Below are 26,243 nucleotides of genomic sequence, written 5' to 3' on the forward strand. Positions count from 1 at the left end.
GTGGAGGTCAAGCCCTGGGAGGTCGACCGCTATCTGGGCGGGCCCGACTGGCCGCACCGGCTCTTCGTCATCTATGGCCCTGATACCGGACTGGTGCGGGAACGCGCGGAGCGGATCGCGAAGCGCCTGCTGGGCGACAACCCCGACCCCTTCCAGATCGTGCGGCTGGACGCCGACATGCTGTCTGACGACCCCTCGCGGCTGTCCGACGAGACGAACCAGATCGGCATGTTCGGCGGCGAGCGGGTGATCCGCGTCGCCGACGCCGGCCAGGCCGCCGTGGGCGCGGCGGCGGCGGCCCTGTTCGAAACCCCGCCCGACGCGGCCGCGGTGATCTTCGAGGCCGGCGACATCAAGCCTTCCAACCGCCTGCGCAAGCTGGCGAAGGACAGCAAGGCCGCGGTCGCCCTGCCCTGCTATCCGGACGGCGCGCAGGATCTGGACCGGCTGATCGGCGAGGCGCTTTCGGGCCTGCGCGTCGATCCGGCGGCGCGGGCCATGATTGCGCGGCGCCTGGGGCCCGACCGTCAGGCCAACCGGCAGATGCTGGAGACGCTCGCCACCTACAAGCTGGGCGACGACAGCCCCGTGACCGAGCCCGATGTCGCCGCCGTGCTGGGCGACCAGTCGGCGGTCGGTTTCGACGCCATCGCCTTCGCCGCCTTCGAGGGCCGCACGGCGGACGCGCTGGCCCTGCTGGACAAGAGCCTGGCGGAAAAGACGCCGGCGATGCTGGTGACGCTCTCGCTGGCGCGGCATATCGAGAAGTTCGACGAGGCCGACGCCCAGATGGAACAGGGCAAATCCACCGACCAGGCGGTGGGGGCGCTGCGCCTGGGGCCGAAGGACCGCCAGGCCGCCTTCCGCCGCCAGCTCGGGCTCTGGCCGTCGCGCAAGCGCGCCCTCGCCCGCCGGCTCTGCATCGAGGCCGATATCGACATGCGCGGCGGAGACGCCGACGACCGCATCGTCTGCCGCAACCTGCTGCTGCGTCTCGGCGCCGCCGCCCTGCACCGTCCCGCTTCGCGGTAGGGCCGCCGCACCCCGTCGGGCGGGCATGGCGGATGCCGCGTTTCCGCCCTGCCGGAGGGCCGGAAGGACCGGCTGATCGGCGACCGTGGACGGGTATGACCTGGCGTGATCCGATAGTTGATTGAACCAATATGCGCTGTCGCCCCTGGACTTGATCCAAGGGCCAGCGAACCGAAGGACTGGGTCCTGGGGTCAAGCCCCAGGACGCCAGGAGATTCAAACAGTTGCTGAATCGGTCCGGGGCAGCCGGGCGGTCCGCCCGGACCCCGGATCAATGACGCGTCAGGCGCCGGCAGATCTCGTCGAGCTGTTCCAGGGAACGGTAGGAAATCCGCACTTCTCCACCCTTCCGGCCCTTGTGGCGCACATCCACCGCCAGGCCAAGGGCCTCGCGCAGGCTCTGCTCCAGGGCCGCCGTGTCGGCGTCCTTCGGCGCGCGCGGCGGCGCGTCGCCCGCCGCTTTCGTGACCTTGCGGCGGATGGCCTCCGCCTCGCGCACATTGAGGCCGCGTTCGACGATCTCCTGCGCCAGACCTACCGGGTCCTCGGCGGTCAGTACGGCCCGCGCCGCGCCGGCGGTCAGCTTGCCCTCGCGCAGGTATGACTTGATCCGGTCCGGCAGGCCGAGCAGCCGGATGGCGTTGGCGACATGGCTGCGGCTCTTGCCCACCGCCTCGGCGATCTCGGTCTGGCCGTGGCCGAACTCCTGCATCAGCCGGCGATAGCCCTCGGCCTCCTCCAGCGGATTGAGATCCTGACGCTGGATGTTCTCGACCAGGGCGATGCGCAGCGCGTCCTCATCGGACAGGTCGCGGACCACCACCGGGATCTCGTGCAGCTGCGCCGCCTGGGCGGCCCGCCAGCGCCGTTCGCCGGCGACGATCTCGAACAGTTCGGGCTCGTCACGGTCGCGGCGCACCAGAATCGGCTGCAGGATGCCCTGGCGGCGGATCGATTCCACCAGCGAGCGCATCTCCTTGTCGTCGAAGCTCTGACGCGGCTGATAGCGCCCCGGCCGCAGCCGCTCGACGGGCATGGTGCGGATGCTGCGGGCGCGCTGCAGGGTCTCGTCATCGGCCTGCGAGGCCTCGCCCAGCAAGGCGGACAGGCCCCGTCCGAGGCCCCTGTTGCCGGGCCGGCGCGGCGGTTCGTTCTGGTCCGACATGCGCGCTTCAGGCCGCGGCGGTGCGGGCGCGTTCGCGCCGGATGAGTTCGCCGGCGAGGCGGATATAGGCCTGGCTGCCGGCGCAGCGGTAGTCGTAGAGCAGGGCCGGGCGGCCATAGGACGGCGCCTCCGAGATGCGGACATTGCGCGGGATCACCGCGTCGTAGACCTTCGCCCCCATGTGGCGGCGGACATCCTCGGCGACCTGCTCGGAGAGATTGTTGCGGCGGTCGAACATGGTGAGCACGATTCCCTGGATCTCCAGTTCCGGGTTCAGGGTACGCTTCACGCGGTCGATCGTCGACATGAGCTGGCTCAGACCCTCCAGGGCGAAGAACTCGCACTGCAGCGGCACCAGCACCGCCTCGGCCGCGGCCATGGCGTTGACCGTCACCAGATTGAGCGAGGGCGGGCAGTCGATCAGCACATAGTCGTATTTCGCCGGTAGGGCGGCGAGCGCATGCCGCAGGCGCAGCTGCGGCTCCGGCAGCTCGATCAGCTCCAGCTCCGAGCCGCTCAGTTCTACCGAGGCCGGCATGATGTCCAGGCGCGGTACGTCCGACGGTACGATTGCGTCCCTGGCGGCGGCCGCGTCGACGAGCACGTGATAGCTGCTGGTACGGCGGCGGTCGCGGTCGATGCCGAGCCCGGTCGAGGCGTTGCCCTGGGCGTCGAGATCGACGATCAGCACCGAACGGCCGACCGCCGCGAGGGCGGTGCCGAGATTGATGGCGGTCGTCGTCTTGCCGACCCCGCCCTTCTGGTTCACCACCGCCAGCGTGCGCGGGCGGCGGGAGGCCTGGGCCTTGATGTCATGCTGGATCGTCACGGCGCGTCAGCTCCTCCATGACCAGCACCGTCCCGCGCTTGTCGCTGAGGCTTCGGTGCCTGGAGAAAGTGAATTTCCAATATTTCGTAGCCGCAGTCAACTCACTCTCTACATCTTGGCCCTTGAGGAACAGGCAGCGCGTATGTGGCCCGCGCAGATGCGCCGACAGATCGATCAGTTTCGGCAGCGGCGCCAGCGCGCGGGCCGTGATCGTGTCCGCCGGCGGCAGGTCGAGATCCTCGATCCGCTCGGCGTGGATCGCCGCCGCGACCTCCATCGCCCGCGCCGTCTCACGCAGGAAAGTGGCCTTGCGGCGGTCCGATTCGATCAGCGTCACGCCCTTGAGGCCGCAGGCGGCCAGCACGAGGCCCGGAAATCCGCCCCCGCTGCCCAGGTCGTACCAGCGCCCGCCCGCGCCGCCGGCCCCGCCGGCGATCTCGAGAAGCTGCCAGGAGTCCAGGAAGTGGCGCGACCAGATCGTGTCCAGGGTCTTCGGAGCGACGAGATTGATCGCCCGGTTCCAGCGCCGCAGCTGCGCGGCATAGATCTCCAGACGCTCGACTGTTTCACGTGAAACACCGGTGCGGGCCGCGAAGCCGTCTGCGTCCATCGGCCCCTCAGCCCGCCGCCGCGCGCGCGCCCTTGCGCAGCTGGGCCAGGACCAGCGACAGGGCCGCCGGGGTCACGCCCGGGATCCGGCCCGCCTGGCCGATGGTGGACGGCCGGGCCGCGGACAGCTTTTCCTTCATCTCGTTGGACAGGCCGGCGATGGCGCCATAGTCGAGATCCGCCGGGAGGGCCACGGCCTCGTCCTTGCGGAAGGCGCGGATATCCGCCTGCTGCCGGTCGAGATAGCCGGCATAGACGGCGTCGATCTCGAGCTGCTCGACGATGCCAGGCGCGATGCCGGCCAGCTCCGGCCAGATGCGGGCCAGGTCCGCGAATGCGATCGACGGGTAGCGCAGCAGGTCCATGGCGCTGCGCCGCTGGCCGTCGGCGTTGACCGAGAGGCCGTGGCGCTGCGCTTCGGGCGGGGTCAGGCTGCGCTCCGCCATCATCGTGCGGGCATTGTCCAGTTCCCCCATCCGCGCGCGGAACATGGCCGCGCGCTCACCGCCGACGACACCCGCTTCGATGCCGAGTTCGGTCAGGCGCTGGTCGGCGTTGTCGGCGCGGAGCGTCAGGCGATATTCGGCGCGCGAGGTGAACATGCGATAGGGCTCGGTAGCGCCGCGGGTCACCAGATCGTCGATCATCACCCCGATATAGGCGTCCGCGCGGCCGAGAATCACCGGCGGCTGGCCGGACGCGTCGCGGGCGGCGTTGAGACCGGCCAGCAGGCCCTGCCCGGCCGCCTCCTCATAGCCGGTCGTACCGTTGATCTGACCGGCGAGATAGAGTCCGACCACGCGTCGGGCCTCGAGGCTCGGATGCAGCTCCCGCGGGTCCACGAAATCGTATTCGATGGCGTAGCCGGGGCGGACGATGCGCGCCTTCGCCAGCCCCGGTAGGACCGCGATCATGGCGCGCTGCACATCCTCCGGCAGCGAGGTCGAGATGCCGTTCGGGTAGACCAGATCGCTTTCCAGGCCCTCGGGCTCCAGGAAGATCTGGTGGCGGTCCCGGTCGGCGAAGCGGACCACCTTGTCCTCGATCGAGGGGCAGTAGCGCGGCCCCGCCGACTCGATCCGGCCCGAATACATCGGCGAGCGCGCGAGATTGGCGCGGATGATCGCGTGAGCTTCCGGCGTCGTCTCGGTGATGTGACAGGGCAGCTGCGGCGTCGCGATCCGCGCCGTCATCCAGGAGAAGGGCACGGGCGGCTCGTCGCCCGGCTGCGCCTCCAGCGCGGCGTAGTCGATGCTGCGGCGGTCGAGCCTGGGCGGCGTGCCCGTCTTCAGCCGCCCGAGGCGGAAGCCCAGCCGGTCGAGCGTGGCGGCCAGGCCCACGGCCGGCGCCTCCCCCGCCCTTCCGGCGGGCCAGTTCTTCTCGCCGAGATGGATCAGGCCGCGCAGGAAGGTCCCCGTGGTGAGAATCACCCGGCCCGCGCGGAGCCGTTCGCCGCGGTCGGTGACCACGCCCGCGACGCCCGGCGCGGTCCCGCCCCGGTCCTCCAGGATCAGGTCCTCGGCCCCGGCCTCGTGGATGGTGAGATTCGCCTGTTCGGCCAGGGCGCGCTGCATCGCCGCCCTGTAGAGGGCGCGGTCGCTCTGGGCCCGCGGTCCCCGCACCGCCGGTCCCTTCGAACGGTTGAGCAGACGGAACTGGATGCCGGCCGCGTCGGCGACACGGCCCATGAGACCGTCCAGGGCGTCGATCTCCCGGACCAGATGGCCCTTGCCGACGCCGCCGATCGCCGGGTTGCAGGACATCTCGCCGATGGTGTCGGCGCGGTGGGTCAGCAGCAGGGTCGCCGCGCCCGTGCGCGCCGCCGCCGCCGCGGCCTCGCAGCCGGCATGGCCGCCGCCGATGACGATGACGTCCCAGGTGTTGTCCGCGATGTCGCTGGCCGTGCCCATGGGCCGCTAGATACGCGCATCGGGCCGCGCCCTCAAGCGGTGAGCCGTGTGGCGCAGGGCGGGAGTATTGGTTCGGGTCCACGGCTGCTTGCCGGTCTCCCGCCTCAAGCCGGGCCGTTTCACGTGAAACCTCAGGCGCGGGCCGGATTCAGAACGCCCGCCGGCCGGTGCAGACGGCGCACGGGCCGGCCCAGCCAACCCCGGCGCGCCTACTTGCCGATACAGAAATCCCGGAAGATCACGTCGAGCAGATCCTCGACATCGACGGCGCCTGTGATGCGGCCCAGCGCCCGCATGGCAAGCCTGAGATCCTCGGCGATCAGTTCGGGCGGCCGCCCGGGACCGCCCTCGACCGCCCGCTCCAGCGCCGAACGGCAGTCCGCCAGGCCGGCCCGGTGCCGCGCCCGGGTCGGCGCCGCCCCGCCGCCGGACGCCATCAGCTCCGCCGCCAGCCCCGTCAGCCGTTCCAGCAGCTCCGGCAGGCCCTGGCCGGTCGCCGCAGACAGCCGGAGCCGCCCGTCCGCCCCCGCATCCGGGGCGAGCCGGTCCGCCTTGCTCACCGCCTCGATCAGCACCGCCGCGGTTTCATGCGACGGCATGCTGAATCCCGCCGCCCCGTCCGCCGGGTGCAGCGCCAGCACCACGTCGGCGGCGGCCATGCGCTCGGCGGCGCGGCGCACGCCCTCCCTTTCGACGGCGTCCTCGGTCTCCCGAAGTCCCGCCGTGTCGATCAGGGTCACCGGCCAGCCGCCGAGGTCGAGATGGACTTCCAGCACGTCGCGGGTCGTCCCCGGCGTCTCCGAGACGATGGCGACGTCGCGCTCGGCCAGGATGTTCAGCAGCGTCGACTTCCCGGCATTGGGCGGGCCGACGATAGCGACCTGCAGCCCGCGGCGCAGCCGTTCGCCGCGGCGCGCATCCGCCAGATGCGCCACGATCTCGCCCGCGAGAGCGGCCACATCCTCCAGAACGCCGGCCATGACGTCATCGGGCAGTTCCTCGTCGGGGAAGTCCAGCCAGGCCTCCAGATGGGCGAGATGGCGGAGCAGCCGCGTCCGCCAGCCGTCATAGAGCCCCGAAAGCGCCCCGCCTGCCTGATCCAGCGCCGCCCGGCGCTGCGCCGTGGTCTCGGCGGCGATCAGATCGGCGACGCCCTCCGCCTCGGTGAGATCCATGCGGCCGTTGACGAAGGCGCGGCGGGTGAATTCGCCGGGCTCCGCCATGCGCAGCCCCTCGAAGCCGCCCAGCGCGGCGAGCAGGTCCTCCACGATGGCGCGGCCGCCATGGACATGCAGCTCCAGCACGTCCTCCCCGGTGAAGCTGCCCGGCCCGGGAAAACGCAATACCAGCCCGCGGTCGATCGCCGCGCCGTCACGGTCCCGCAGGGTGCGCAGCGCGGCCCGCCGCGGTTCCGGCAGATCACGGGCCAGGCCGCGGCAGACCGCGTCGCAGGCCGGCCCGGAGAGCCGGATCACCGCGACGCCGGCGGGGCCGGGCGCGCTGGACAGGGCGCAGATCGTGTCGGCGCCGGACAGCCCGGTCAGTCCTTCTTGCCGCCGCCCGACATGGCCGCCCACATCGCCTTCTGCATCTGCTCCACGCCCTGCACGCCCATGGGCAGCCATTTGGCGAACAGCGCCTCGGGCTCCAGGTCCTGGATGTTCTGGCGCAGCCGCTCCTCGAGGTCGGCCATCAGGCGCTGCTGCATGGGCTGGACGTCCGGCAGGCCGAAGAAGATCCGCGCTTCCTCGGGCGTGCAGTCGATGTCGATGGTGATTTTCATGTGCTGGCACCTATTCTCTGGGGGAACGCCCCGAAGCAAGACGCATCATAGAACGTGGGAGCCGCCGCCGTCATGACGCTCGATCTGAAGCGCAACAATCTCGACCAGAGCACCAGTCCATATCTGCTGCAGCACAGGGACAACCCGGTCCACTGGCAGATGTGGTCGGCCGAAGTCCTGGAGGCCGCGGCCGCCGAAGACAAGCCGATCCTGCTCTCGGTCGGCTACGCCGCCTGCCACTGGTGCCACGTGATGGCCCATGAAAGCTTCGAATCGGAGGCGATCGCCGGGCTGATGAACGAGTTGTTCGTCAACATCAAGGTCGACCGCGAGGAACGCCCCGACATCGACACCATCTACATGACCGCCCTGCACATGCTGGGCGAGCAGGGGGGCTGGCCGCTGACCATGTTCCTCACGCCCGACGGCAAGCCCTTCTGGGGCGGCACCTATTTCCCGCCGGAAAGCCGCTGGGGCCGACCGGGCTTCCCCGACGTGCTGCAGCGCATCCGCGAGGTCTACGACCAGGACAAGGACACCATCGCGAAGAACACCGAGGCCCTGACGACCGGCCTGCGCGAGAACGCGACGCTGGAGATCCGTCCCGACCGGCCGCAGATCGCGCCGAACGTGCTCGACCAGGTGGGCCAGCGCCTGCTGCAGGAGGTCGATTCCCAGCATGGCGGCATCGGCGGCGCCCCCAAGTTCCCGCAGGTGCCGGCCTTCGAGCTGCTCTGGCGCATGCACCTGCGCACCGGCGATATCAACGCCCGCCACGCCGTGCTCAACACCCTCGCGCGGATGGGCCAGGGCGGCATCTACGATCATCTGGGCGGCGGCTTCGCCCGCTATTCCGTCGACGCCGAGTGGCTGGTGCCGCATTTCGAGAAGATGCTCTACGACAATTCGGCGCTGATCACCCTGATGAGCCAGGTCTGGCGCAAGGAGGGTCTGCCGCTGCTGGAGCAGCGCGTGCGCGAGACCGCGGAATGGGTGCTGCGCGAGATGATCGCCGCCAACGGCGCCTTCGCCGCCTCGCTGGATGCTGATTCGGAGGGCGTCGAAGGCAAGTTCTATGTCTGGGACGAGGCCGAGATCGACGCGGTCCTCGGCCCGGAGGCCGCGCTGTTCAAGGACTTCTACGACATCACGCCGGACGGCAATTTCGAGGGGAAGAACATTCCCAACCGCCGTCTGAAACCCGATCTCGTGGACGCGGAAACCGAGGCGCGGCTGGCCGCGGCGCGCACGAAACTGCTGGCGAAGCGGGCCGAGAGGGTCCGCCCCGCCTGGGACGACAAGGTGCTGGCGGACTGGAACGGCATGATGATCGCCGCCCTGGTCGAGGCCGGGCTGACCTTCGGCGAGCGGGCCTGGATCGAGGCCGCCCAGCGCGCCTTCGCCGCCGTGGTGAAAGACATGCAGGGCGAAAGCGGGCGGCTGTTCCACGCCTGGCGCGAAGGCCGCGCGCGCCATACCGGCATGCGCGACGACCACGCCTGCATGGCCCACGCCGCGCTGGCCCTGCACGAGGCGACCGGCGCCAGCCACTATGTCGAGCACGCCACCCGCTGGGTGCAGGTGCTGGACGAACACTTCCTGGACGAGCGGTCCGGCGCCTACTTCTTCACCGCCGACGACGCCGAGGCGCTGATCGTGCGCACCCTCGATCTCGGCGACAACGCCGCGCCCAACGGCAATGGCGTGATGATCGGCGTGCTCAGCCGGCTCTGGCGGCTGACCGGCGACGCGGCCTGGCGGGAGCGGCTGGACACGCTGGCCGGCGCCTTCGCCACCCAGATGACGAAGAACTTCTTCCCCGTCGCCACGGCGATGAACGCCATGGCCTTCGACATGGCCGCCCTCGACATCGTGATCGCCGGCGGCCGCGACGACCCGGCGACCGACGCGCTCCTCGCCGCCGCCGGCCGCCATGCCGGACCGGACCGTCTGCTGCAGCTCGTCGACCCCGGCGCCGGCGCCCTGCCCGACAGCCATCCGGCCCACGGCAAGGGGCCTGTCGACGGCAAACCGGCGGCCTATGTCTGCCGGGAGATGGTCTGCGGCCTGCCGATCACCGACCCGGAGTCGCTGGCGCGGGAGCTGGCGGGAAGGGCCTAGGTCCCGGCTCGGCGGCGCTTCGCGCCTTGGCCGGGAAGACATCAGTTGCGCCGCCTTCCCCTTCGGTGTCATCCCGGCCTGGCCAGACAGCGCGAGGTCCGAGCCGGGACCGCCGCTTCCACCGCAACAACCGGGATGACGGGAACCCGCGGCCACCCTATCTTCGTTGCATGCCCGTGACCCTGCATGACAGTCCCCTGGGGACCATCCGTATCGAGAGCGACGGTGCCGCGATCACCGCGCTCCGCTGGTCGAAGGACGGCTGGCCGGATGCGCCGGAAGACTGCGGCCTGCACGCCCGCGCCGCGGATCAGCTCGAGGCCTATTTCGCCGGTGAGCTGGATGAATTCGACCTGCCCCTCCGGCCCGCAGGCTCGAACTTCCAGCGCTCGGTCTGGGCCGCCATGCAGGCGATCCCGAAGGGCGCGATCCGCACCTATGGCGACGTCGCCGGCGAGATCGGCGCTCCGGCCCGCGCGGTCGGCACGGCCTGCGGCCAGAACCCGATCCCCGTCATCATCCCCTGCCACCGCATCGTCGCGGCCAACGGCAGGCTGGGCGGCTTCTCCGCCGCCGGCGGGGTCGAGGACAAGGTCTGGCTGCTGCGCCACGAGGGCGTGCTGCTCTGACGCCCCTCCGGGCGGTCCGCCGCCCTTGCCGGGATACCGTCGCCTCCCTACCATCCCTGCCGGGTTTCAAAGACACGCGTTTCACGTGAAACGGCGCGCGGCACAAGGGAGGACAACAACATGGGCGAGGACATCCGCATCAAGGCGAAGGACGGCGGCGGCTTCGGCGGCTATCTGGCGAAACCGGCCTCGGGCAGCGGCCCGGGCGTCGTCGTCATCCAGGAGATCTTCGGCGTCAACCAGGTCATGCGCGGCATCACCGACTGGCTCGCCTCGGAAGGCTTCGTGGCGCTCTGCCCCGACCTGTTCTGGCGCATCGAGCCCGGCATCCAGATCACCGACAAGACCGAACAGGAATGGGCCAAGGCCTTCGAACTGTTCCAGAAATTCGACGTCGACAAGGGCATGGAGGACATCCAGGCCACCATCGACCACCTGCGCGGCGTCGACGGCTGCACCGGCAAGGTCGGCACGGTCGGCTTCTGCCTGGGCGGCCTGCTGACCTATCTGTCCATGACCCGGACCGACGCGGACGCCGGCTCCGGCTATTACGGCGTGAACATCGACAAGATGCTGGGCGAGGCCAAAAACATCTCGCGGCCGCTGATCCTGCACGTCGCCACCGAGGACGGCTTCGTCGACAAGGAAGCCCAGGCGAAGATGCACGAGGGCCTCGACAGCCACGAGCACGTCACCCTCTACGACTACGAGGGTAACGATCACGCCTTCGCCCGCGTCGGCGGCGAGCATTACGACGAGAAGGCGGCGCAGCTCGCCAACCAGCGTACGCTGGAGCTGTTCCGCAGCGCGCTGGCGTAACAACAGGTCGGCGCGCGGGGGTTGGCGGGGCCGGCCCGCGCGCCTTCTGAATCAGGTCCCGGATCGGCGGCCTGCCCCGGACCTGATCCGGGGTCCGGGACGACACCGGGGGCAGCGGCCACCCAGCAAGGGAAGAAGAACATGGTCAAGGCGATACGCGTGCACGAGCCGGGCGGCCCGGAGAAGATGCTGTTCGAGGATGTCGAGCTGGCCGATCCCGGCCCCGGCGAGGCGCGGGTGCGCCACACGGCCATCGGGCTGAACTACATCGACGTCTACCACCGCACCGGCCTCTACCCGCAGTCGGCGCCCTATGGCGTCGGCATGGAGGGCGCGGCGGTGGTCGAGGCCCTGGGCGACGGCGTGAGCCATATTGCCGTCGGCGACCGCGTGGCCTATGCCGCCCCGCCCCCGGGCTCCTATTCCGAAGCCAGGGTGATGGACGCTTCCAAGCTGGTGAAGGTGCCCGACGGCATCGACGACGAGACGGCGGCCGCAATGATGCTGAAGGGCATGACCGTCGAGTACCTCGTCCACCGCACCTACGAATGCAAGGCGGGCGAAACAGTGCTGTTCCACGCCGCGGCGGGCGGCGTCGGCCAGATCGCGGGCCAGTGGCTGAAGGCGCTGGGCGTGCGCGCCATCGGCACCGCCGGCGGCCCGGAGAAGGTGAAACTCGCCCTCGAACACGGCTATGACGAGGTGATCGACTACAACGCCGAGGACTTCCGCGAGAAGCTGATGGAACTGACCGGCGGCAAGGGCGTACCGGTGGTTTACGACTCGGTCGGCGCCGCCACCTGCGAGGGCTCGCTGAACTGCCTCCAGCCGCGCGGCCTCTACGTTACCTTCGGCAACGCCTCCGGGCCGATCGAGAACTTCGCCCCGGCGACGCTGGCGGCCAAGGGCTCGCTCTACATGACCCGCCCGACGCTGATGACCTACACCGCCACCCGCGCCGACCTGGAGCTCTCCGCCGGGCGGGTGATGGAGATGGTGTCCTCGGGCAAGGTGAAGATCGAGATCAACCAGCGCTACGCACTCGCCGATGCGCCCCAGGCGCACAGGGACCTGGAGGCGCGCAAGACGACGGGCCAGACGGTGCTGCTGCCGTAGACAGCGGCGCCCCATGGCGCGCGGGGGTTGGCTGGGCCGGCCCGCGCGCCTTCTGAATCATGGAACCGCCGCGTCCCCCCGGACCTGCTCAGGCATGGGTCCCGGGGCCGGCGCTGACGCGCCGCGCAGGACGCGGAACCTGCAGTGCCGGAGTCCCGTGGCCGGCTTCAGCCGGTACCCGGGACCTACGCTTGAGCGCTTCTGGTAAACACAGCTGGCGGGATAATTCCCGGTGGCGTCCTGGGGCTTGACCCCAGGACCCAGTTCAATGGTTCGCTGGGCCCTTGGATCAAGTCCAAGGGCGTCAACCACCAAGTGCTGCAGGATACCGAGCTGGCCGGCTCAGCCATCCCCGGCCCCGCCTGTTTCCTAGACGTCCAGCCTGTAGGCGTCGCCGTCCTTCTTCAGATACCCCGCGGTGGCGCCGGCGAAATGGGTGCCGATGATCAGCGTCGGCGTCTCCGCGAATTCGGCGAAGACCCGCTCCCGCGTCGCCTGAGCGGCCTTCTGGTCATAGTCGGCGGTGCTGCACCAGTCGACCCGGGCCATCTGGCAGGGATGGTGGACGAAGTCGCCGGTGATCATGGCCTTCTCGCCTTCCGATTCGATCAGCACCGAGACATGGCCCGGCGTGTGGCCGTGGGTCGGCATCAGGCGCACCTCGGGGCAGATCCGGTGGCTCGTGTCGACGAAATCGACCAGGCCCGCGTCGAATACCGGCTGCACGGAATCGGCGAAGATCTGCTGGCTCGCCGGATCGTCGTCCTTCGCCCGCCAGTAGTCGAATTCCGGCGCCGCCATCAGGTAGCGCGCGCCGGTGAAGGTCGGCACCCACTTGCCGTCGACCAGCCGGGTGTTCCAGCCGACATGGTCCACATGCAGGTGCGTGCACATCACCGTGTCGATGGAATCGACCGGATAGCCCGCCTTTTCCATGTCCTCCAGGAACGGCAGCGACAGGTCCGACCAGGCCGGAATCTCGCGCTTCTTGTCGTTGCCGAGGCAGGTGTCGACGACGATGCGGCGGTCCGGCGTCTCGATGACCAGGGCGTGGATCGACATGATCAGCCGCCCCTCCTCGGTCATGAAGTGCGGTTTCATCCACTCGATGGGCTGGCAGGCTTCCTTGGTGGCATCGGGCAGGATGAAGCGCGTGCCGCCGGGCACCTCCATCTCCACGATCTTGGTGACCTTGACCTTGCCGATCTTCCAGCTCTGCATGACGCGCCCTCCCCTGGCTCCTGATGCGGCCCGCAGCCTAGCGCGCCGGGGCCGCAGGGGGGAAGAGCGCCGGACGCATGGGTCCCGGGTCTCCGCTGCGCTCCGCCCAGGATGACACCATTGTTTCAGCGCTATCCCTCGGTGTCATCCCGGCCGCAGCCGCCATCGAGCGGCGGAGAGCCGGGACCCACGCCTGAGCAGGTCCGTCGGACACGGCGCTTCCATGATTCAGAAGGGGCGCGGGCCGGCCCAGCCATCCCCCGCGCCCCCTGCATCAACGCCGTTAACCATTGAAATGATCGTAGATCTGTTTCGCCATGGCGCCGGAGATGCCGTCGACGCGCTCCAGGTCGGCGAGCCCGGCCCGGGCCACGCCCTTCGCGGAGCCGAACTTCAGCAGCAGCGCCTTCTTCCGCTTCGGACCGATGCCCTCGATCTCGTCCAGCGGCGACTGGCCGATCTGCTTCGAGCGCCGCGCCCGATGGGTGCCGATGGCGAAGCGGTGCGCCTCGTCGCGCAGGCGCTGCAGGTAGTAGAGCACCGGATCGCGCTCGGGCAGGCGGAACGGCGTCTTGCCGGGAACGTGGAACTCCTCGCGGCCGGCATTGCGGTCGACGCCCTTGGCGATCGAGACCACGGCGACCTCGTCCTTCAGCGCCAGCTCTTCCAGCACCGCTTCGGCGACGCCGAGCTGGCCCTTGCCGCCGTCGATGATCAGCAGGTCAGGCCAGTCGCCGTCGCGGCGCGCATGCTCCTTCTTCAGGCGCTGCAGCCGCCGGGTCAGCACCTCCCGCATCATCGCGAAATCGTCGCCGGGCGTCAGTTCCGTCGACTTGATGTTGAACTTGCGGTAGGCCGCTTTCCTGAAGCCTTCCGAGCCCGCAACGATCATGCCGCCGACCGCGTTGGTGCCCATGATGTGGCTGTTGTCATAGACCTCGATGCGCGCCGGCGGGGCTGCCAGCCCGAAGGTCTCGGCGACGCCCTTCAGCAGCTTCGTCTGCGCCTGGGTCTCCGCCTGCTTGCGGCCCAGCGCCTCCTCGGCGTTGCGGATGGCCTGGTCGACCAGTTCCTTCTTGCCGCCGCGCTTCGGCGTCAGCAGCTGCACCCTGCGTCCCGCGCGGACGCCCAGCGCCTCGGCGATCAGCTCCTGGTTCTCCACCTCGTGGCTCAGCAGCACCTGCCGGGGCGCGGGCCGGGAATCGTAGAACTGGCCGACGAAGGCGGCGAGCACGTCGGCGGTCTCGTCGTCCTTCGCATGGCTGGGATAATAGGCGCGGTTGCCGTAGTTCTGCCCCGCCCGGTAGAAGAACACCTGCACGCAGGTCTGGCCGCCGGCCGCCGCCGCGGCCATGACGTCGGCCTCCTCCAGCCCCTCCACGTTGACGCCCTGCTTCTGCTGGATCTGCGCCAGCGCCCAGAGCCGGTTGCGGTACATGGCCGCGTCCTCGAACTCCAGCGCATCCGCCGCCTGCTGCATCTTGCGGCCCAGCTCGTCGCGCACGGCCTGGCTGCGGCCGGACAGGAAGTCACGCGCCTCGCCCACCAGCTCGGCATAGTCCTCCTGGCTGACATAGCCGACGCAGGGCGCCAGGCAGCGCTTGATCTGGTATTGCAGGCAGGGCCGCGTGCGGGTGGCGAAGTCCCCGTCGGAACAGGACCTTAAGGGAAAGGCGCGCTGCAGCGCCGTCAGCGTGTGGTTGACCGCCGTGGCGCTGGCGAAGGGGCCGTAATAGTCCCGGTCCTTCTCCCGCGCGCCGCGGTGCTTCACCAGCATCGGGTAATCGTGGTCCAGGTTGACCTCGATATAGGGAAAGGTCTTGTCGTCGCGCAGGATGATGTTGAAGCGCGGCTTCAGCCGCTTGATGAGATTGGCCTCCAGCAGCAGCGCATCGACTTCCGTGTGGGTGGTGATGATCTCCAGCTCGGCGGTCATCTGCACCATGCGGGCGATGCGGATGGAGAGTCCCCGCGCCCGCGTGTAGCTGGTCACCCGCGCCTTCAGGTTGCGCGCCTTGCCGACATAGAGCACGTCGCCCCTGTCGTTGAGCATGCGGTAGACGCCGGGAGACTCGGGCAGGGACTTCAGCCGCCCCTGCAGCACGGCGAAGCCGTCCTGCTGCCCGGCGCCCGCCGTTGAATCGCCGCGCTCTGTCATCACACCCACCTGTCACCCCCCGCCTTGTGCGGGGATCCGGAGCGGCTTCGCCGCAAGTCGCTGGTCCACCGGATGCCCGCACGGAGGCGGGCATGACCCGGAAGAGGCGGCGGATTGCCCGGAAAAATCACTCATGGCCACAAGGATAGGCATCGGGGCATCATGTTGAAAGCAAGTGCACGGTTTCAGGGGAGGAACGCCATGCGCCTGACGGTGGCCGAGACCATCGCCGTCCGCTCGATCAGCCAGCCGGACAGGACCGCCATCGAGGTCCTGCAGGGGGGCCCCACCTATACCTATGGCCAGATCCTGCCGCGCATCGTGGCCCTGGCCGAGGCCATCCGCGGCGCCGAGTCCGGCCCGCACGGCACGATGGTGGCGCTCTACCTGCCCAACGCCGCCGACCACGTGCTGGGCTATCTCGCCTGCATGTGGCTGGGCTACGCCGCGGTGCCGGTCAATTCGCGCCTGGCCGAGCCGGAGGTCGATTTCCAGATCACCGATTCGGGCGCCAGAACCATCCTCGCCGCCGGCGAATGGCTGGAGGCGGCGAAGAAGGCGGGCGCGCGGACCGGCGCGAAGGTGATCGACGCCGACACGGTCGAGACGCCCGCCGGCGTCGACCGGCCGGTGCTGGGCGAGCACGATTTCGGGGCGAAGGACTGCGTCGTCGGCTACACCTCGGGCACCACCGGGTTCCCGAAGGGCGCGCTCTACTCCAACGATCACTATCTGACCGCGCAGATGCGCTGGGGCTGGGAATACGGGCTCACCGCCGACCACGTCATGCTGGTGCCGGGGCCGATCTTCCACCTCTCCTATGCCGGCCTCGCCATGGGGGCGCTGATGATCGGCGCGCGCGTCAGGATCATGCAGCATTTCGACCCGGCGCTGGCGCTGGACGAGCTGACGGAGACCTGCACCTTCGCCTTCCTGGTGCCGTCCATGACCACCATGATCGCCGAGGAATGGAAGGCCCGCGGCAAGCCGGAGGTCCATGCCTTCCGCTTCATGATCTCGTCGGGCGCCCCGGGCCCGCTGTCGATGACCACCCAGGCGATGGAAATGTTCGCCAACGCCCGCATCGCCGAGGCCTATGGCTGGACAGAAGGCGGCTGGTGCACCTTCGAGGTCAAGCAGAAGGCGACCCTTCTGGCCCATTCCGTCGGCTGGCCCACCGCCGGCAACGAGGTTCAGGTCTTCCGCGAAGACGGCACCCCCGCCCCCGTGGGCGAGCCCGGCGAGGTCGGCGTGAAGTCGGTGACCCACTTCTCCGGCTATCTCGGCCGCCCCGAGGCCACCGCCGAGGCCTGGAAGAACGGCTATGTCATGTCCGGCGACATCGGCATCTGGCAGCCGGACGGACGGCTCTGCATCGTCGACCGCAAGAAGGACATGATCATCTCGGGCGGCGAGAACATCTACACCGCCGAGGTCGAGCGCATCCTGGTCGAACATCCCGACATCCTGGAGGCGGCCGTGGTCGGCCTGCCCGACGAGCGCTGGGGCGAGATGGTCACGGCAATGGTGGTGCCGCGCGGCGCGGCGAAGCTGACGGCCGAGGACGTCATCGCCCACTGCCGCGCCAATCTGGCCCACTACAAGGCGCCGCGCCGGGTGGAGATCGCCGCCGAGCTGCCCCGCAACCCCATGGGCAAGGTGCAGAAGTTCCGCATCGTCGAGAGCCTCGCCGGGTGACCGGGCCGCCGACCCGAGGGCCGACGCCTTGAAGCGCGGGACCGCAGACATACATCCACCGCTCGACCCGGCCGCGCCCCTGCGCTATGCGGAGACTCCATGAACGACGGCAATTCCAATCTCTGGCACGGCACCACGATCCTTTCGGTCCGCAAGGGCGGCAAGGTGGTGGTGGCCGGCGACGGTCAGGTCACGCTCGGCGACACCGTGATCAAGTCCAATGCGCGCAAGGTGCGCCGCCTGGGCAAGGGCGACATCGTCGGCGGCTTCGCCGGCGCCACGGCCGACGCCTTCACCCTGTTCGAGCGGCTGGAATCGCGCCTGGAGCAGCACCCCGGCCAGCTGCTGCGCGCCGCGGTGGAGCTGGCCAAGGACTGGCGCACCGACCGCTATCTGCGCCGGCTGGAGGCGATGATGGCCGTGGTCAACGCCGACGTCTCGCTGGTGCTGACCGGCACCGGCGACGTCCTCGAGCCCGAGGACGGGCTGATCGGCATCGGCTCGGGCGGCAACTACGCGCTGGCGGCGGCGCGGGCGCTGATCGACCGCGACGACATGGACGCCGAGGCGATCGCGCGCCGGGCGATGAAGGTCGCCGCCGATATCTGCGTCTACACCAACGAGAGCGTCGTCGTGGAGACGGTGGAGGGCTGAACCGCCCCGGCGCTCCGGACCCCAACGAGAGTACAGGACGACATGGCCAATTTTTCCCCGCGCGAGATCGTGCACGAACTGGACCGCTTCATCATCGGCCAGAACGAGGCCAAGCGGGCCGTCGCGGTGGCGCTGCGCAACCGCTGGCGCCGTCAGCAGCTGCCCGAGGATCTGCGCGAGGAGGTGCTGCCCAAGAACATCCTGATGATCGGCCCGACCGGCGTCGGCAAGACCGAGATCTCGCGCCGCCTGGCGAAACTGGCCGAGGCCCCCTTCATCAAGGTCGAGGCCACCAAGTTCACCGAGGTCGGCTATGTCGGCCGCGACGTGGAGCAGATGATCCGCGATCTGGTGGAGATGGCGCTGGTCATGGTGCGCGAGCGCCGCCGCCGCGAAGTCAAGGCCCGGGCGGAGCTCGCCGCCGAGGAACGGGTGCTCGACGCGCTGGTCGGCGAGAGCGCCAGCCGCGACACGCGCGAGAAGTTCCGCCAGAAGCTGCGCAATGGCGAGCTCGACGACAAGGAGATCGAGCTGCAGGTCCAGGACCAGGGCGGCATGAACCTGCCGACCTTCGACATTCCCGGCCAGCCCGGCGCGCAGATGGGCATGCTCAATCTCAACGACATGTTCGGCAAGATGATGGGCGGACGCACCAAGCCCCGCCGCATGACGGTCGACGAATCCCACGAGATCCTGATCGCCGAGGAATCCGACAAGCTGCTCGACGAGGAGACGCTGACGGCCGAGGCCATCTCGTCGGTGGAGAACAACGGCATCGTCTTCCTCGACGAGATCGACAAGATCACCGCCCGCTCCGACCGCCAGGGCGCCGACGTCAGCCGCGAGGGCGTGCAGCGCGACCTGCTGCCGCTGATCGAGGGCACCACCGTCTCCACCAAGCACGGCGCGGTGAAGACCGACCACATCCTGTTCATCGCCTCGGGCGCCTTCCACATCGCCAAGCCGTCGGATCTGCTGCCCGAGCTGCAGGGCCGCCTGCCCATCCGCGTCGAGCTCAAGCCGCTGACGAAGAACGACTTCCAGCGCATCCTCACCGAGACGGAGGCAAGCCTGATCCGCCAGTACACGGCGCTGATGGCGACCGAGGAGGTCACGCTGGAGTTCACCGACGACGCCATCGAGACCCTGGCGGATCTGGCGGTGCAGGTAAACGACTCGGTCGAGAACATCGGCGCCCGGCGGCTGCACACCATCATGGAAAAGCTGCTGGAGGAGGTCAGCTTCACCGCCTCCGACCGCGCCGGCGAGACCGTCCACATCGACGCCGCCTATGTGAAGGACAAGGTCAGCGAGCTGGCCGAGGACGCCGACCTGTCGAAGTTCATTCTTTAACAGCGCCCCACATGGCGCGCGGGGGATGGTCTGGCCGGCCCGCGCGGCTGCTGCCCAGCGACAATCCGCGCGCGGGCGGCCCCTCGTCGCCCCTCCCGGCGGGCTGACTTCGCCGCTCCGCCGCCCTACCCACTGTCCGAATCCCCTGAAATACAGGAGCCCTACAGCGCTTCATCCGCCCTACTCCGGTAGCTCCGAGCAGATGGACGCTGCGCCTACCCCTGGCCTCTCGCCGCCATCAGCCGTTCGGCGATGGCGTGTTCGCAGCCTTCGGCGCCCCTGCCGTCGCGGCGGCCGAGCGAGACATCCTCGATCAGGTTACGGCCGTTGACGAACAGGTGGATGACGCAGTCGTCGGTCACGTACTGCCACATGGCGTGCTCGCCCTCCCGCCAGTCCAGGGCGGGCCGGCCGAGCCAGCCGCGCACCTGACCGGCTTCCGCGCCCAGCAGCGCCGCCGGTGTCACGTCGGGCAGATCGTCGCCGCCGGTATCGGGGCTGGCCGTCACGACCGCCGGCAGGGCCGCCTGACGGCGCTTGCGCGCATCCAGCGCCGCGCGCAGATCGTCGGAGCGGGTGATCGGGGCCTTCTTCGCTTCGGGCGCGGCGGGGGCGCTGTCGCGCAGACCCAGTTCCGCGCAGGCCGAAAGCAGGGCCGCGGCGACGGCGGCCGTCAGGGCGGATCGAAGTGGGGCCAAGCGGCTATTCCGCCGCCGCCGAGGTCACCAGTTCCGGCTCGATGGTCTCGATCTCGCCGTCGATGCGTCCGCCGGGCTCGATCTCCAGCTCGGCATAGGCGATGTTGCCGTGGGCGCGGCCGCCCGCGCGGACCGTCAGCCGCCCGCGCACCCTGAGCGTGCCCTCGAAGCGTCCCATGATCTCGGCGCGCTGCACTTCGGCCTCGCCCTTCAGCACGCCGGTCTCGGAGATCTCGAAGCTGCGGCAGTTGGTCAGCGTGGCCTCGGCCGTGCCATGGATCAGCAACCGCTCGCAGTCGCCGATCTCCCCCTTCACGTGGATTTCCTTGCCGATCACCAGCGTCTTGGCTTCTGCCGCCATGGCGCGTCTCTCCCTATCCTCGGCGTCCCGGCCGCGCCGCCCTGTCGGCGGCGCCTTCGGAATCGTCTGCTGCTGACCCGGTCGGTCGGGCAGGCCGGAAACGTTCCCGGCCGGCGGCGCGGGCTCGGCCGTGTCCCTCTTCCTGAACATGATGCGTCACGGTTCCCGTCAATCGCGGCCGCCCCCCGATGGCGCGCGAAGTCTGCCCCGTCTGCCGAGGTCCTTGAAAATATGCACCATCATCGCCGCGCCGACCACCGGAACGATGAGATTCAGGAAGGGCACGGTGAATCCGACGGCGATGGCGATGCCGCCGAGCAACACCGGCGTGCCGTTGCGGCGCCGCACCGCCACCACCTCGTCGTCGTTCAGATGGTGGAAGGCGGCGAGTTCGAAATACTCCCGGCCCAGCAGCCAGCCGTTGACCAGGAAGATGACGATCAGGATGGGCGGAATCAGCAGGCCGATCAGGTAGAACGGCATGATCAGGATGTTGATCGACAGCACCAGGACAGTGAATTTCACGGCGCGCCAGATCGACGGCCAGAGCGGCGGCTCCTGCCCGGGCGGGTCGCCTGGGTAGTGCCGGGCCTCCACCGCGGTGACGACGTCGTCCAGGAAGACGCCGCAGATGCCCGTGACGATGGCGGGGAACAGGATCCACATCACCGCCAGCAGGCCGAGCACGGCGGTGCCCTCGATCAGGTTCAGCGCCCAGGAGGAAATGGAGCCGACATAGTAGACGAGGATGTAGTCGATTGCGAACCAGGCGGCGGCGGCGGTCACCGCCACCGCGATCAGGCTCAGCCCGAGCGCCTTCCACAGCACCTTGCGCAGCTTCGGATCCGAGGCGAGTTGCTGGAAGCCCCTGGCCGCCCCGTTGACGACGGCGCCAATCAAGCCACCGGCTCCCGCGGCATGATCGGGGTCGCGCCGGCCAGGCCGGTGGCCTGTTCGAACACCGCCGCGCCCGCCAGCAGCGCCGCCTCGCCCCGTTGCGGCCCGACCAGCTGCAGCCCGACGGGCAGGCCGCCGGTGGTGAAGCCGCAGGGCACGGAAATGGCCGGGCAGGTGGTCAGCGTCAGCGCGAAGGTCATGATCAGCCAGCTTATGTAGCTATCGAAGGCCACACCTTCCAGTTCTTCCAGATAGCGCGTATCCGCGTCGAAGGGCGGCGTGTTGACCGTCGGCGTCACGAACAGGTCGATATCGGCGAACTGGGCCTGGAAGCGCTGGAACAGGTCCGCCCGCTGCCGCTCGGCACGGCCGATTTCGTCGGCGGTGAGCGCCAGGCCCTTCTCGATGTTCCAGACCATCTCCGGCTTCAGCTGATCGCGGTGGGTCTTCAGCTTGTCGCCGTGGGTGGCGGCGAACTGGGCCGCGCGGATCACCTGGAAGACCGGCTCGGCGCAGGAGAAGTCCACGGCCGATTCCACGATCTCCGTGCCCATGGCCCGGAAATGCGCCAGCGCGGGCTCGACCGCGGCGCGGACGTCCCGGTGGATCGGCGAGATGCCCATGTCCATGGAAAAGGCGATGCGCTTCGGCGGCCGGGCGTTGGCCGCGGCGGCGGCGAAGGACGTCGCCGGCGCGGGAAGCGAGATCGGGTCGACCGCCATGTGCCCGGCCATGGTGTCGAGGAACAGCGCCACGTCGCCCACGGTCCGGCCCATGGGCCCCTCGACCGAGTTCGGCAAGAAGGGCAGCGCCGACGGCCCGTGCGGCACCCGTCCGGGGCTGGGGCGCAGGCCGACCACGCCGGTGAAGGACGCAGGGATGCGCAGGCTGCCGCCCATGTCGCTGCCCTGGGCCAGCCAGACCTGTCCCGTCGCCAGCGCCACCGCGGACCCGCCCGAGGAGCCGCCCGGCGTCATCGCCGTGTTCCAGGGATTGCGGGTCACGCCGGAGACCTCGTTGAAGGTCTGGGCCCCGGCGCCGAATTCGGGCGTGTTGGCCTTGGCCACGACCACCCCGCCGCGCCCCTCGATACGCTCGACCATGGCGTCGGAGCGTTCCGGCACGTGATCGGCGAAGATGGTCGAGCCGAAGGTGGTGCGGACGCCGGCGACCTCGGTCAGATCCTTGATCGCCACCGGCAGACCCCAGAGATAGCCCGGCGGCGGATCGTCGGGGTGCTTCAGGCGCTTTGCGTGGTCCCGCGCGCGGTCGAGACAGAGCGTCGGCAGCGCGTTGACGGCGCCGTCCGCCGCGGCGATCTGTCCGGCGGCCGCGTCGATCAGGTCCAAGGGGGTGACGTCGCCGGCCTTCAGGCGGGCGACGGCTTCGCTGGCGGACAGCCGGATGAGTTCGTTCATGACGGGGCGGATTTTGCGCCACGGCCCCGAGCGTGTAAACCGGGGCCCGATAACGAGGCGCAGAGGAGAATGAAATGAACGGAACCGATCTGGACGTCGTGGCGCTGGGCAACGCGATCGTGGACGTGCTTTCGGAGTCGGACGACCGGTTCCTGGAGCTGCACGGCCTGCCCAAGGGCGGCATGCAGCTGATCGACGAATCCCAGGCGAAGAAGCTCTATGGCGACATGGGCCCCGGCGTCGAGATGTCGGGCGGCTCGGCGGCCAACACCGTCGTCGGCGTCGCCGCGCTGGGCGGCAGGGCCGCCTTCATCGGCCGGGTGCAGGACGACCAGCTGGGCGAGGTCTTCACCCACGACATCCGGGCCTCGGGCGTGGCCTTCGAGCCGCCGGCGCCGAAGCCGGGCGCGGCCACCGCGCGCTGCCTGATCCTGGTGACGCCGGACGCCCAGCGCACCATGAACACCTTTCTCGGCGCCAGCGCCGAACTCGGCCCCGACGACATCGATCCAGCGATCATCGCCCGCGCCCAGGTGACCTATCTGGAGGGCTATCTGTGGGATCCGGAGCCGGCCAAGGCCGCCTTCCGCAAGGCCATGGACGCCGCCAAGGACGCGGGCCGCAAGGTCGCCCTGACGCTCTCCGACAGCTTCTGCGTCGACCGCCACCGGGCCGAGTTCCGGGAGCTGGTGAAGGGCCCGGTCGACATCCTGTTCGCCAACGAGGCCGAGATCATGTCGCTCTACGAGACCGACAGCTTCGACAGCGCCCTGGCCCAGGTGCAGAAGGAGACCCATCTGGCCGTGCTCACGCGCTCCGAGAAGGGCTGCGTCATCGTCTCCGAGGGCGAACCGCTGGTGATCAGCGCCAGCAAGCCCGACATGCTGGTCGACTCCACTGGCGCGGGCGACCTGTTCGCCGCCGGCTTCCTCTTCGGCTACACCGCGGGCCGCGGCCTGGCCGACTGCGGCCGTCTCGGCGCCATCGCGGCGGCCGAGGTCATCAGTCATTACGGCGCCCGGCCCGAAAAGGACCTGAAGACGCTGATCGGCGGGGTCTGAGGCGGATCAACGAAAAATGTGGCGTCCTGGGGCTTGACCCCGGGACCCAGTCCATCGGTCCGCTGGGCCCTTGGATCGAGTCCAAGGGCGGCAGAGTCAGGAAGAAAATTTCTCCCTAGACCCGGAAGGGGCTGTTCCGGCGTTCGGCGATGCGGCGGCCGATGCGCGCCGGACTGGGCAGCCGGACGCCGGCGTTCCTGAGCCGCGCCTTGGCCTTCTCGAACTTCATCACGTCGCCGATGCGGCGGTCGAGAAAGCCCCAGGTGCGCTCGTGCCCGGCGGAGCTGTCGTTCAGCCAGTAGAGCAGGGTCGAGCCGTAGACCCCGGCCAGCAGGGCGCGCTTGGAATAGAAGTTGAAGTCGGTCGAGGTGTCGCCGATCGCGCGCCACATCAGGTCGACGGTGCGGTAGAGCGCGCGCATGGCCCGCGGACCGCGGTGCGGCAGCCCCAGATGGGAGAGGCCGCGGCGCACGGCCTCCTTGTGCGGCGCCGCCCGCTCCAGCCGGAGCCGCACGGCGGCCGTGATCCTGTCGCGGATGCGCATCTGATCCAGATCGAGCGCCAGGACATCGCGCACCATCTGCTCGTCGGCGCGCGCCATGAAGTGATCCAGCAGGCCTTCCGAGCCTTCGGGAAAGGCCCGGTAGACATCAAGCGGCGTCATCTCCGCATCCTCTGCGGCGCGGCGCAGGGTCTGCTCCGTCCAGCCGTCGAAGGCCGCGTGCGGCAGGGCCGCTTCCAGCAGCCTGTCGCGCATGGCTTCGATGTCGGCCTGCGGATCCGGTGCGGTGGTCTCGCTCATGTCGTCGCCTCCTCCAGGTGGTGGCGGAATTCGCTCTCGAAGATCAGCCGGCTCAGGTCGTCCATGCGCTGGGGATAGAGCACGCCGTCCAGGTGGTCGCATTCGTGCTGGACGACGCGGGCGTGAAAGCCCTTCGCCTCGCGCTCGATCCTCTGTCCGTCTACGCCGAAACCCGAATAGCGGATGTATGCGGGCCTGGACACCAGACCGCGCAGGCCGGGCACCGAAAGGCAGCCTTCCCAGCCTGCCTCGGTCTCGTCCGTCAGAACCTCGATCCGGGGATTGACCAGCACGGTGAAGGGGACGGTCTCCGGATCGCCCCGGCCCGGCGGCACGTGGAACATGACCACGCGCTTCGACACATGCACCTGCGGCGCGGCGAGGCCGGCGCCGGCGATGTCCTCCAGCGTGGCCATCATGTCGCCCACCAGGCGCAGGATCTCCGGCGCCGTGGGATCTTCCACCGGCTCGGCGACCTGCCGCAACACGGGATGGCCCATCTTCGCGATCTTCAGTATCGCCATGGTTTCCCTTCCGGAATACACCCTTCATTAGATAACGTCGGGGCCCGGGCCCGCGCGTTGGCATCGTGACGCAGGGCGGCGGCGACAGGGAGGCGCGAAACCATGGTCGAAGGACACAATCTCGGCATCGATGGCGACCGGCTGTGGGACAGCCTGATGGAGATGGCGAAGATCGGCGCCACCGAGAAAGGCGGCAACTGCCGCCTGGCGCTGACCGATCTCGACCGGGAGGGGCGCGACCTGTTCGTGCGCTGGTGCGAAGAGGCCGGCTGTTCGATCCGCGTCGACCGCATGGGCAACATCTTCGCCCGCCGTCCCGGCCGCGACGACAGCCTGGCGCCGGTGATGACCGGCAGCCATCTCGACACCCAGCCGACGGGCGGCCGCTTCGACGGGGTCTACGGCGTCCTCGCCGGGCTCGAGGTGGTGCGCACGCTCAACGACCTGGAGATCGAGACCGAGCGCCCGGTGGAGGTCGCCGTCTGGACCAACGAGGAAGGCAGCCGCTTCGCGCCGTCGATGATCGCCTCGGGTGTCTTCGCCGGCGTCTTCGACCTGGACTACGGCCTGGCCTGCGCCGACCAGGACGGCCGCACCATCGGCGAGGAACTGGAACGCATCGGCTATGCCGGCGCGGAGCCCTGCGGCGGGCGGGAGATTCACGCCTTCTTCGAAACCCATATCGAACAGGGACCGATTCTGGAGGCCGAGGACGTCACCATCGGCGTCGTCACCGGCGCCCAGGGCCAGAAATGGTACGAGCTGGAGATCGAGGGCCAGGAAAGCCATGCCGGTCCGACGCCCATGCCGGTGCGCCGCGACGCGCTGCTGGGCGCCGCCCGGATCGTCGATCTGGTCAACCGCATCGGTCTGGATCACGCGCCCACCGGCTGCGCCACCGTCGGCATGCTGAACGTCCATCCCAACAGCCGCAACGTCATCCCCGGCCGGGTCTTCATGACCATCGACTTCCGCCATCCGGATCCGGACGAACTGGCGGCCATGGACCGGGAAATGCGGGCCGGCGTGGCGGAAATCGCCGAACGCAGCCGCGTCGGGACGACGATCGAGCAGATCATGGACCTGGCGCCCCTGCCCTTCGATCCGGCCTGCGTCGAGGCGGTGCGCAAGGGCGCGGAAGCGCTGGGCTATTCCTCGCGCGCCATCGTCTCGGGCGCGGGCCATGACGCCTGCAACATCAGCCGCGTCGCGCCCACCGCCATGATCTTCATCCCCTGCATCGACGGCATCAGCCACAACGAGATCGAGGACGCGAAACCGGAATGGATTCACGCCGGCGGCAATGTCCTGCTCCGGGCCATGCTGGACCGCGCGGGACGGACCTGACCGCCATGGCCACTTGACGTTTTTCTACCTTGGTACCA

At 69.5% G+C, this 26,243-nt stretch carries 24 protein-coding genes; 10 read left to right on the top strand and 14 right to left on the bottom strand.

Annotation, left to right across the window (positions count from 1 at the left end; translation table 11 throughout):
- Positions 1-1,032, top strand: a complete 1,032-nt coding sequence (holA, locus tag CWC60_RS03645) for a DNA polymerase III subunit delta (RefSeq protein WP_109792647.1) — start codon at positions 1-3, stop codon at positions 1,030-1,032.
- A 271-nt stretch (positions 1,033-1,303) separates the two neighbouring features.
- Here the strand turns inward: holA and CWC60_RS03650 are convergent, their stop codons facing one another.
- From CWC60_RS03650 to CWC60_RS03675, 6 genes are all read right to left on the bottom strand, one after another.
- On the bottom strand, positions 1,304-2,197 hold the full coding sequence (locus tag CWC60_RS03650; RefSeq protein ID WP_109792648.1) for a ParB/RepB/Spo0J family partition protein: 894 nt from the start codon (positions 2,195-2,197) through the stop codon (positions 1,304-1,306).
- Between the two features lie 7 nt (positions 2,198-2,204).
- A complete protein-coding gene (locus CWC60_RS03655) occupies positions 2,205-3,008 on the bottom strand; it encodes a ParA family protein (RefSeq protein WP_109792728.1) in 804 nt (267 codons plus the stop codon).
- A 1-nt stretch (position 3,009) separates the two neighbouring features.
- Positions 3,010-3,636: a 16S rRNA (guanine(527)-N(7))-methyltransferase RsmG gene (gene rsmG, locus CWC60_RS03660; protein ID WP_109792649.1), complete on the bottom strand. Its 627-nt coding sequence runs from the start codon at positions 3,634-3,636 to the stop codon at positions 3,010-3,012.
- Between the two features lie 7 nt (positions 3,637-3,643).
- Positions 3,644-5,545 carry a tRNA uridine-5-carboxymethylaminomethyl(34) synthesis enzyme MnmG gene (gene mnmG / locus CWC60_RS03665; RefSeq protein WP_109792650.1) on the bottom strand — a complete coding sequence of 634 codons (1,902 nt, stop codon included), beginning with the start codon at positions 5,543-5,545 and terminating at the stop codon, positions 3,644-3,646.
- 209 nt (positions 5,546-5,754) lie between these two features.
- Positions 5,755-7,122 carry a tRNA uridine-5-carboxymethylaminomethyl(34) synthesis GTPase MnmE gene (gene mnmE, locus CWC60_RS03670; protein ID WP_206419752.1) on the bottom strand — a complete coding sequence of 456 codons (1,368 nt, stop codon included), beginning with the start codon at positions 7,120-7,122 and terminating at the stop codon, positions 5,755-5,757.
- Positions 7,086-7,328, bottom strand: coding sequence for a DUF6489 family protein (locus tag CWC60_RS03675; RefSeq protein WP_109792652.1), 243 nt, complete (start codon positions 7,326-7,328; stop codon positions 7,086-7,088). Before CWC60_RS03675 ends, mnmE begins: the two co-directional genes overlap by 37 nt.
- Before the next feature lie 72 nt (positions 7,329-7,400).
- Here CWC60_RS03675 and CWC60_RS03680 point away from each other — a divergent pair, with 72 nt between their 5' ends.
- The 4 genes from CWC60_RS03680 (at position 7,401) to CWC60_RS03695 (ending at position 12,013) form a co-directional block, all read left to right on the top strand.
- Positions 7,401-9,449: a thioredoxin domain-containing protein gene (locus tag CWC60_RS03680; RefSeq protein ID WP_109792653.1), complete on the top strand. Its 2,049-nt coding sequence runs from the start codon at positions 7,401-7,403 to the stop codon at positions 9,447-9,449.
- 170 nt (positions 9,450-9,619) lie between these two features.
- Positions 9,620-10,078, top strand: coding sequence for a methylated-DNA--[protein]-cysteine S-methyltransferase (locus CWC60_RS03685; RefSeq protein WP_109792654.1), 459 nt, complete (start codon positions 9,620-9,622; stop codon positions 10,076-10,078).
- Positions 10,079-10,198: 120 nt separating this feature from the next.
- Positions 10,199-10,897, top strand: coding sequence for a dienelactone hydrolase family protein (locus CWC60_RS03690; RefSeq protein ID WP_109792655.1), 699 nt, complete (start codon positions 10,199-10,201; stop codon positions 10,895-10,897).
- A gap of 141 nt (positions 10,898-11,038) precedes the next feature.
- On the top strand, positions 11,039-12,013 hold the full coding sequence (locus CWC60_RS03695) for a quinone oxidoreductase family protein (protein ID WP_109792656.1): 975 nt from the start codon (positions 11,039-11,041) through the stop codon (positions 12,011-12,013).
- A gap of 369 nt (positions 12,014-12,382) precedes the next feature.
- Here the strand turns inward: CWC60_RS03695 and CWC60_RS03700 are convergent, their stop codons facing one another.
- Positions 12,383-13,234: an MBL fold metallo-hydrolase gene (locus CWC60_RS03700; protein ID WP_109792657.1), complete on the bottom strand. Its 852-nt coding sequence runs from the start codon at positions 13,232-13,234 to the stop codon at positions 12,383-12,385.
- 283 nt (positions 13,235-13,517) lie between these two features.
- On the bottom strand, positions 13,518-15,392 hold the full coding sequence (gene uvrC, locus CWC60_RS03705) for an excinuclease ABC subunit UvrC (protein ID WP_109792658.1): 1,875 nt from the start codon (positions 15,390-15,392) through the stop codon (positions 13,518-13,520).
- Between the two features lie 201 nt (positions 15,393-15,593).
- Between uvrC and CWC60_RS03710 the strand changes: the two genes are divergently transcribed.
- The 3 genes from CWC60_RS03710 to hslU all read left to right on the top strand — a co-directional run bounded on the left by CWC60_RS03710 (position 15,594) and on the right by hslU (position 19,097).
- Positions 15,594-17,090 (top strand): class I adenylate-forming enzyme family protein, encoded by a 1,497-nt coding sequence (locus tag CWC60_RS03710; protein ID WP_164516345.1) that lies wholly within the window; start codon positions 15,594-15,596, stop codon positions 17,088-17,090.
- 99 nt (positions 17,091-17,189) lie between these two features.
- Entirely contained in the window at positions 17,190-17,744 is a 555-nt protein-coding gene (hslV, locus tag CWC60_RS03715; protein ID WP_109792660.1) for an ATP-dependent protease subunit HslV, read from the top strand.
- 42 nt (positions 17,745-17,786) lie between these two features.
- Positions 17,787-19,097, top strand: a complete 1,311-nt coding sequence (gene hslU, locus CWC60_RS03720; RefSeq protein WP_109792661.1) for an ATP-dependent protease ATPase subunit HslU — start codon at positions 17,787-17,789, stop codon at positions 19,095-19,097.
- Between the two features lie 215 nt (positions 19,098-19,312).
- Here hslU and CWC60_RS03725 read toward each other — a convergent pair whose 3' ends face one another.
- From CWC60_RS03725 to CWC60_RS03740, 4 genes are all read right to left on the bottom strand, one after another.
- Positions 19,313-19,795: a hypothetical protein gene (locus tag CWC60_RS03725; RefSeq protein WP_109792662.1), complete on the bottom strand. Its 483-nt coding sequence runs from the start codon at positions 19,793-19,795 to the stop codon at positions 19,313-19,315.
- 4 nt (positions 19,796-19,799) lie between these two features.
- Positions 19,800-20,156: a bactofilin family protein gene (locus CWC60_RS03730; protein ID WP_164516346.1), complete on the bottom strand. Its 357-nt coding sequence runs from the start codon at positions 20,154-20,156 to the stop codon at positions 19,800-19,802.
- A 168-nt stretch (positions 20,157-20,324) separates the two neighbouring features.
- Positions 20,325-21,056, bottom strand: a complete 732-nt coding sequence (locus CWC60_RS03735) for an EI24 domain-containing protein (RefSeq protein WP_109792664.1) — start codon at positions 21,054-21,056, stop codon at positions 20,325-20,327.
- Positions 21,053-22,471 carry an amidase gene (locus CWC60_RS03740; protein WP_109792665.1) on the bottom strand — a complete coding sequence of 473 codons (1,419 nt, stop codon included), beginning with the start codon at positions 22,469-22,471 and terminating at the stop codon, positions 21,053-21,055. Before CWC60_RS03740 ends, CWC60_RS03735 begins: the two co-directional genes overlap by 4 nt.
- 74 nt (positions 22,472-22,545) lie before the next feature.
- On the opposite strand from CWC60_RS03740, the gene CWC60_RS03745 reads away from it, so the two are divergent.
- Positions 22,546-23,532 (top strand): adenosine kinase, encoded by a 987-nt coding sequence (locus tag CWC60_RS03745; RefSeq protein ID WP_109792666.1) that lies wholly within the window; start codon positions 22,546-22,548, stop codon positions 23,530-23,532.
- 115 nt (positions 23,533-23,647) lie between these two features.
- Here CWC60_RS03745 and CWC60_RS03750 read toward each other — a convergent pair whose 3' ends face one another.
- Positions 23,648-24,334 carry a COQ9 family protein gene (locus CWC60_RS03750; protein ID WP_164516347.1) on the bottom strand — a complete coding sequence of 229 codons (687 nt, stop codon included), beginning with the start codon at positions 24,332-24,334 and terminating at the stop codon, positions 23,648-23,650.
- Complete coding sequence (def, locus tag CWC60_RS03755; RefSeq protein WP_109792668.1) at positions 24,331-24,858, bottom strand: peptide deformylase; 528 nt, start codon at positions 24,856-24,858, stop codon at positions 24,331-24,333. Before def ends, CWC60_RS03750 begins: the two co-directional genes overlap by 4 nt.
- A 102-nt stretch (positions 24,859-24,960) precedes the next feature.
- Between def and CWC60_RS03760 the strand changes: the two genes are divergently transcribed.
- Entirely contained in the window at positions 24,961-26,205 is a 1,245-nt protein-coding gene (locus CWC60_RS03760; protein ID WP_109792669.1) for a Zn-dependent hydrolase, read from the top strand.
- Positions 26,206-26,243 lie beyond the last annotated feature (38 nt).

The sequence above is a fragment of the Minwuia thermotolerans genome (assembly GCF_002924445.1).
Classification (GTDB): Bacteria; Pseudomonadota; Alphaproteobacteria; order Minwuiales; family Minwuiaceae; genus Minwuia; species Minwuia thermotolerans.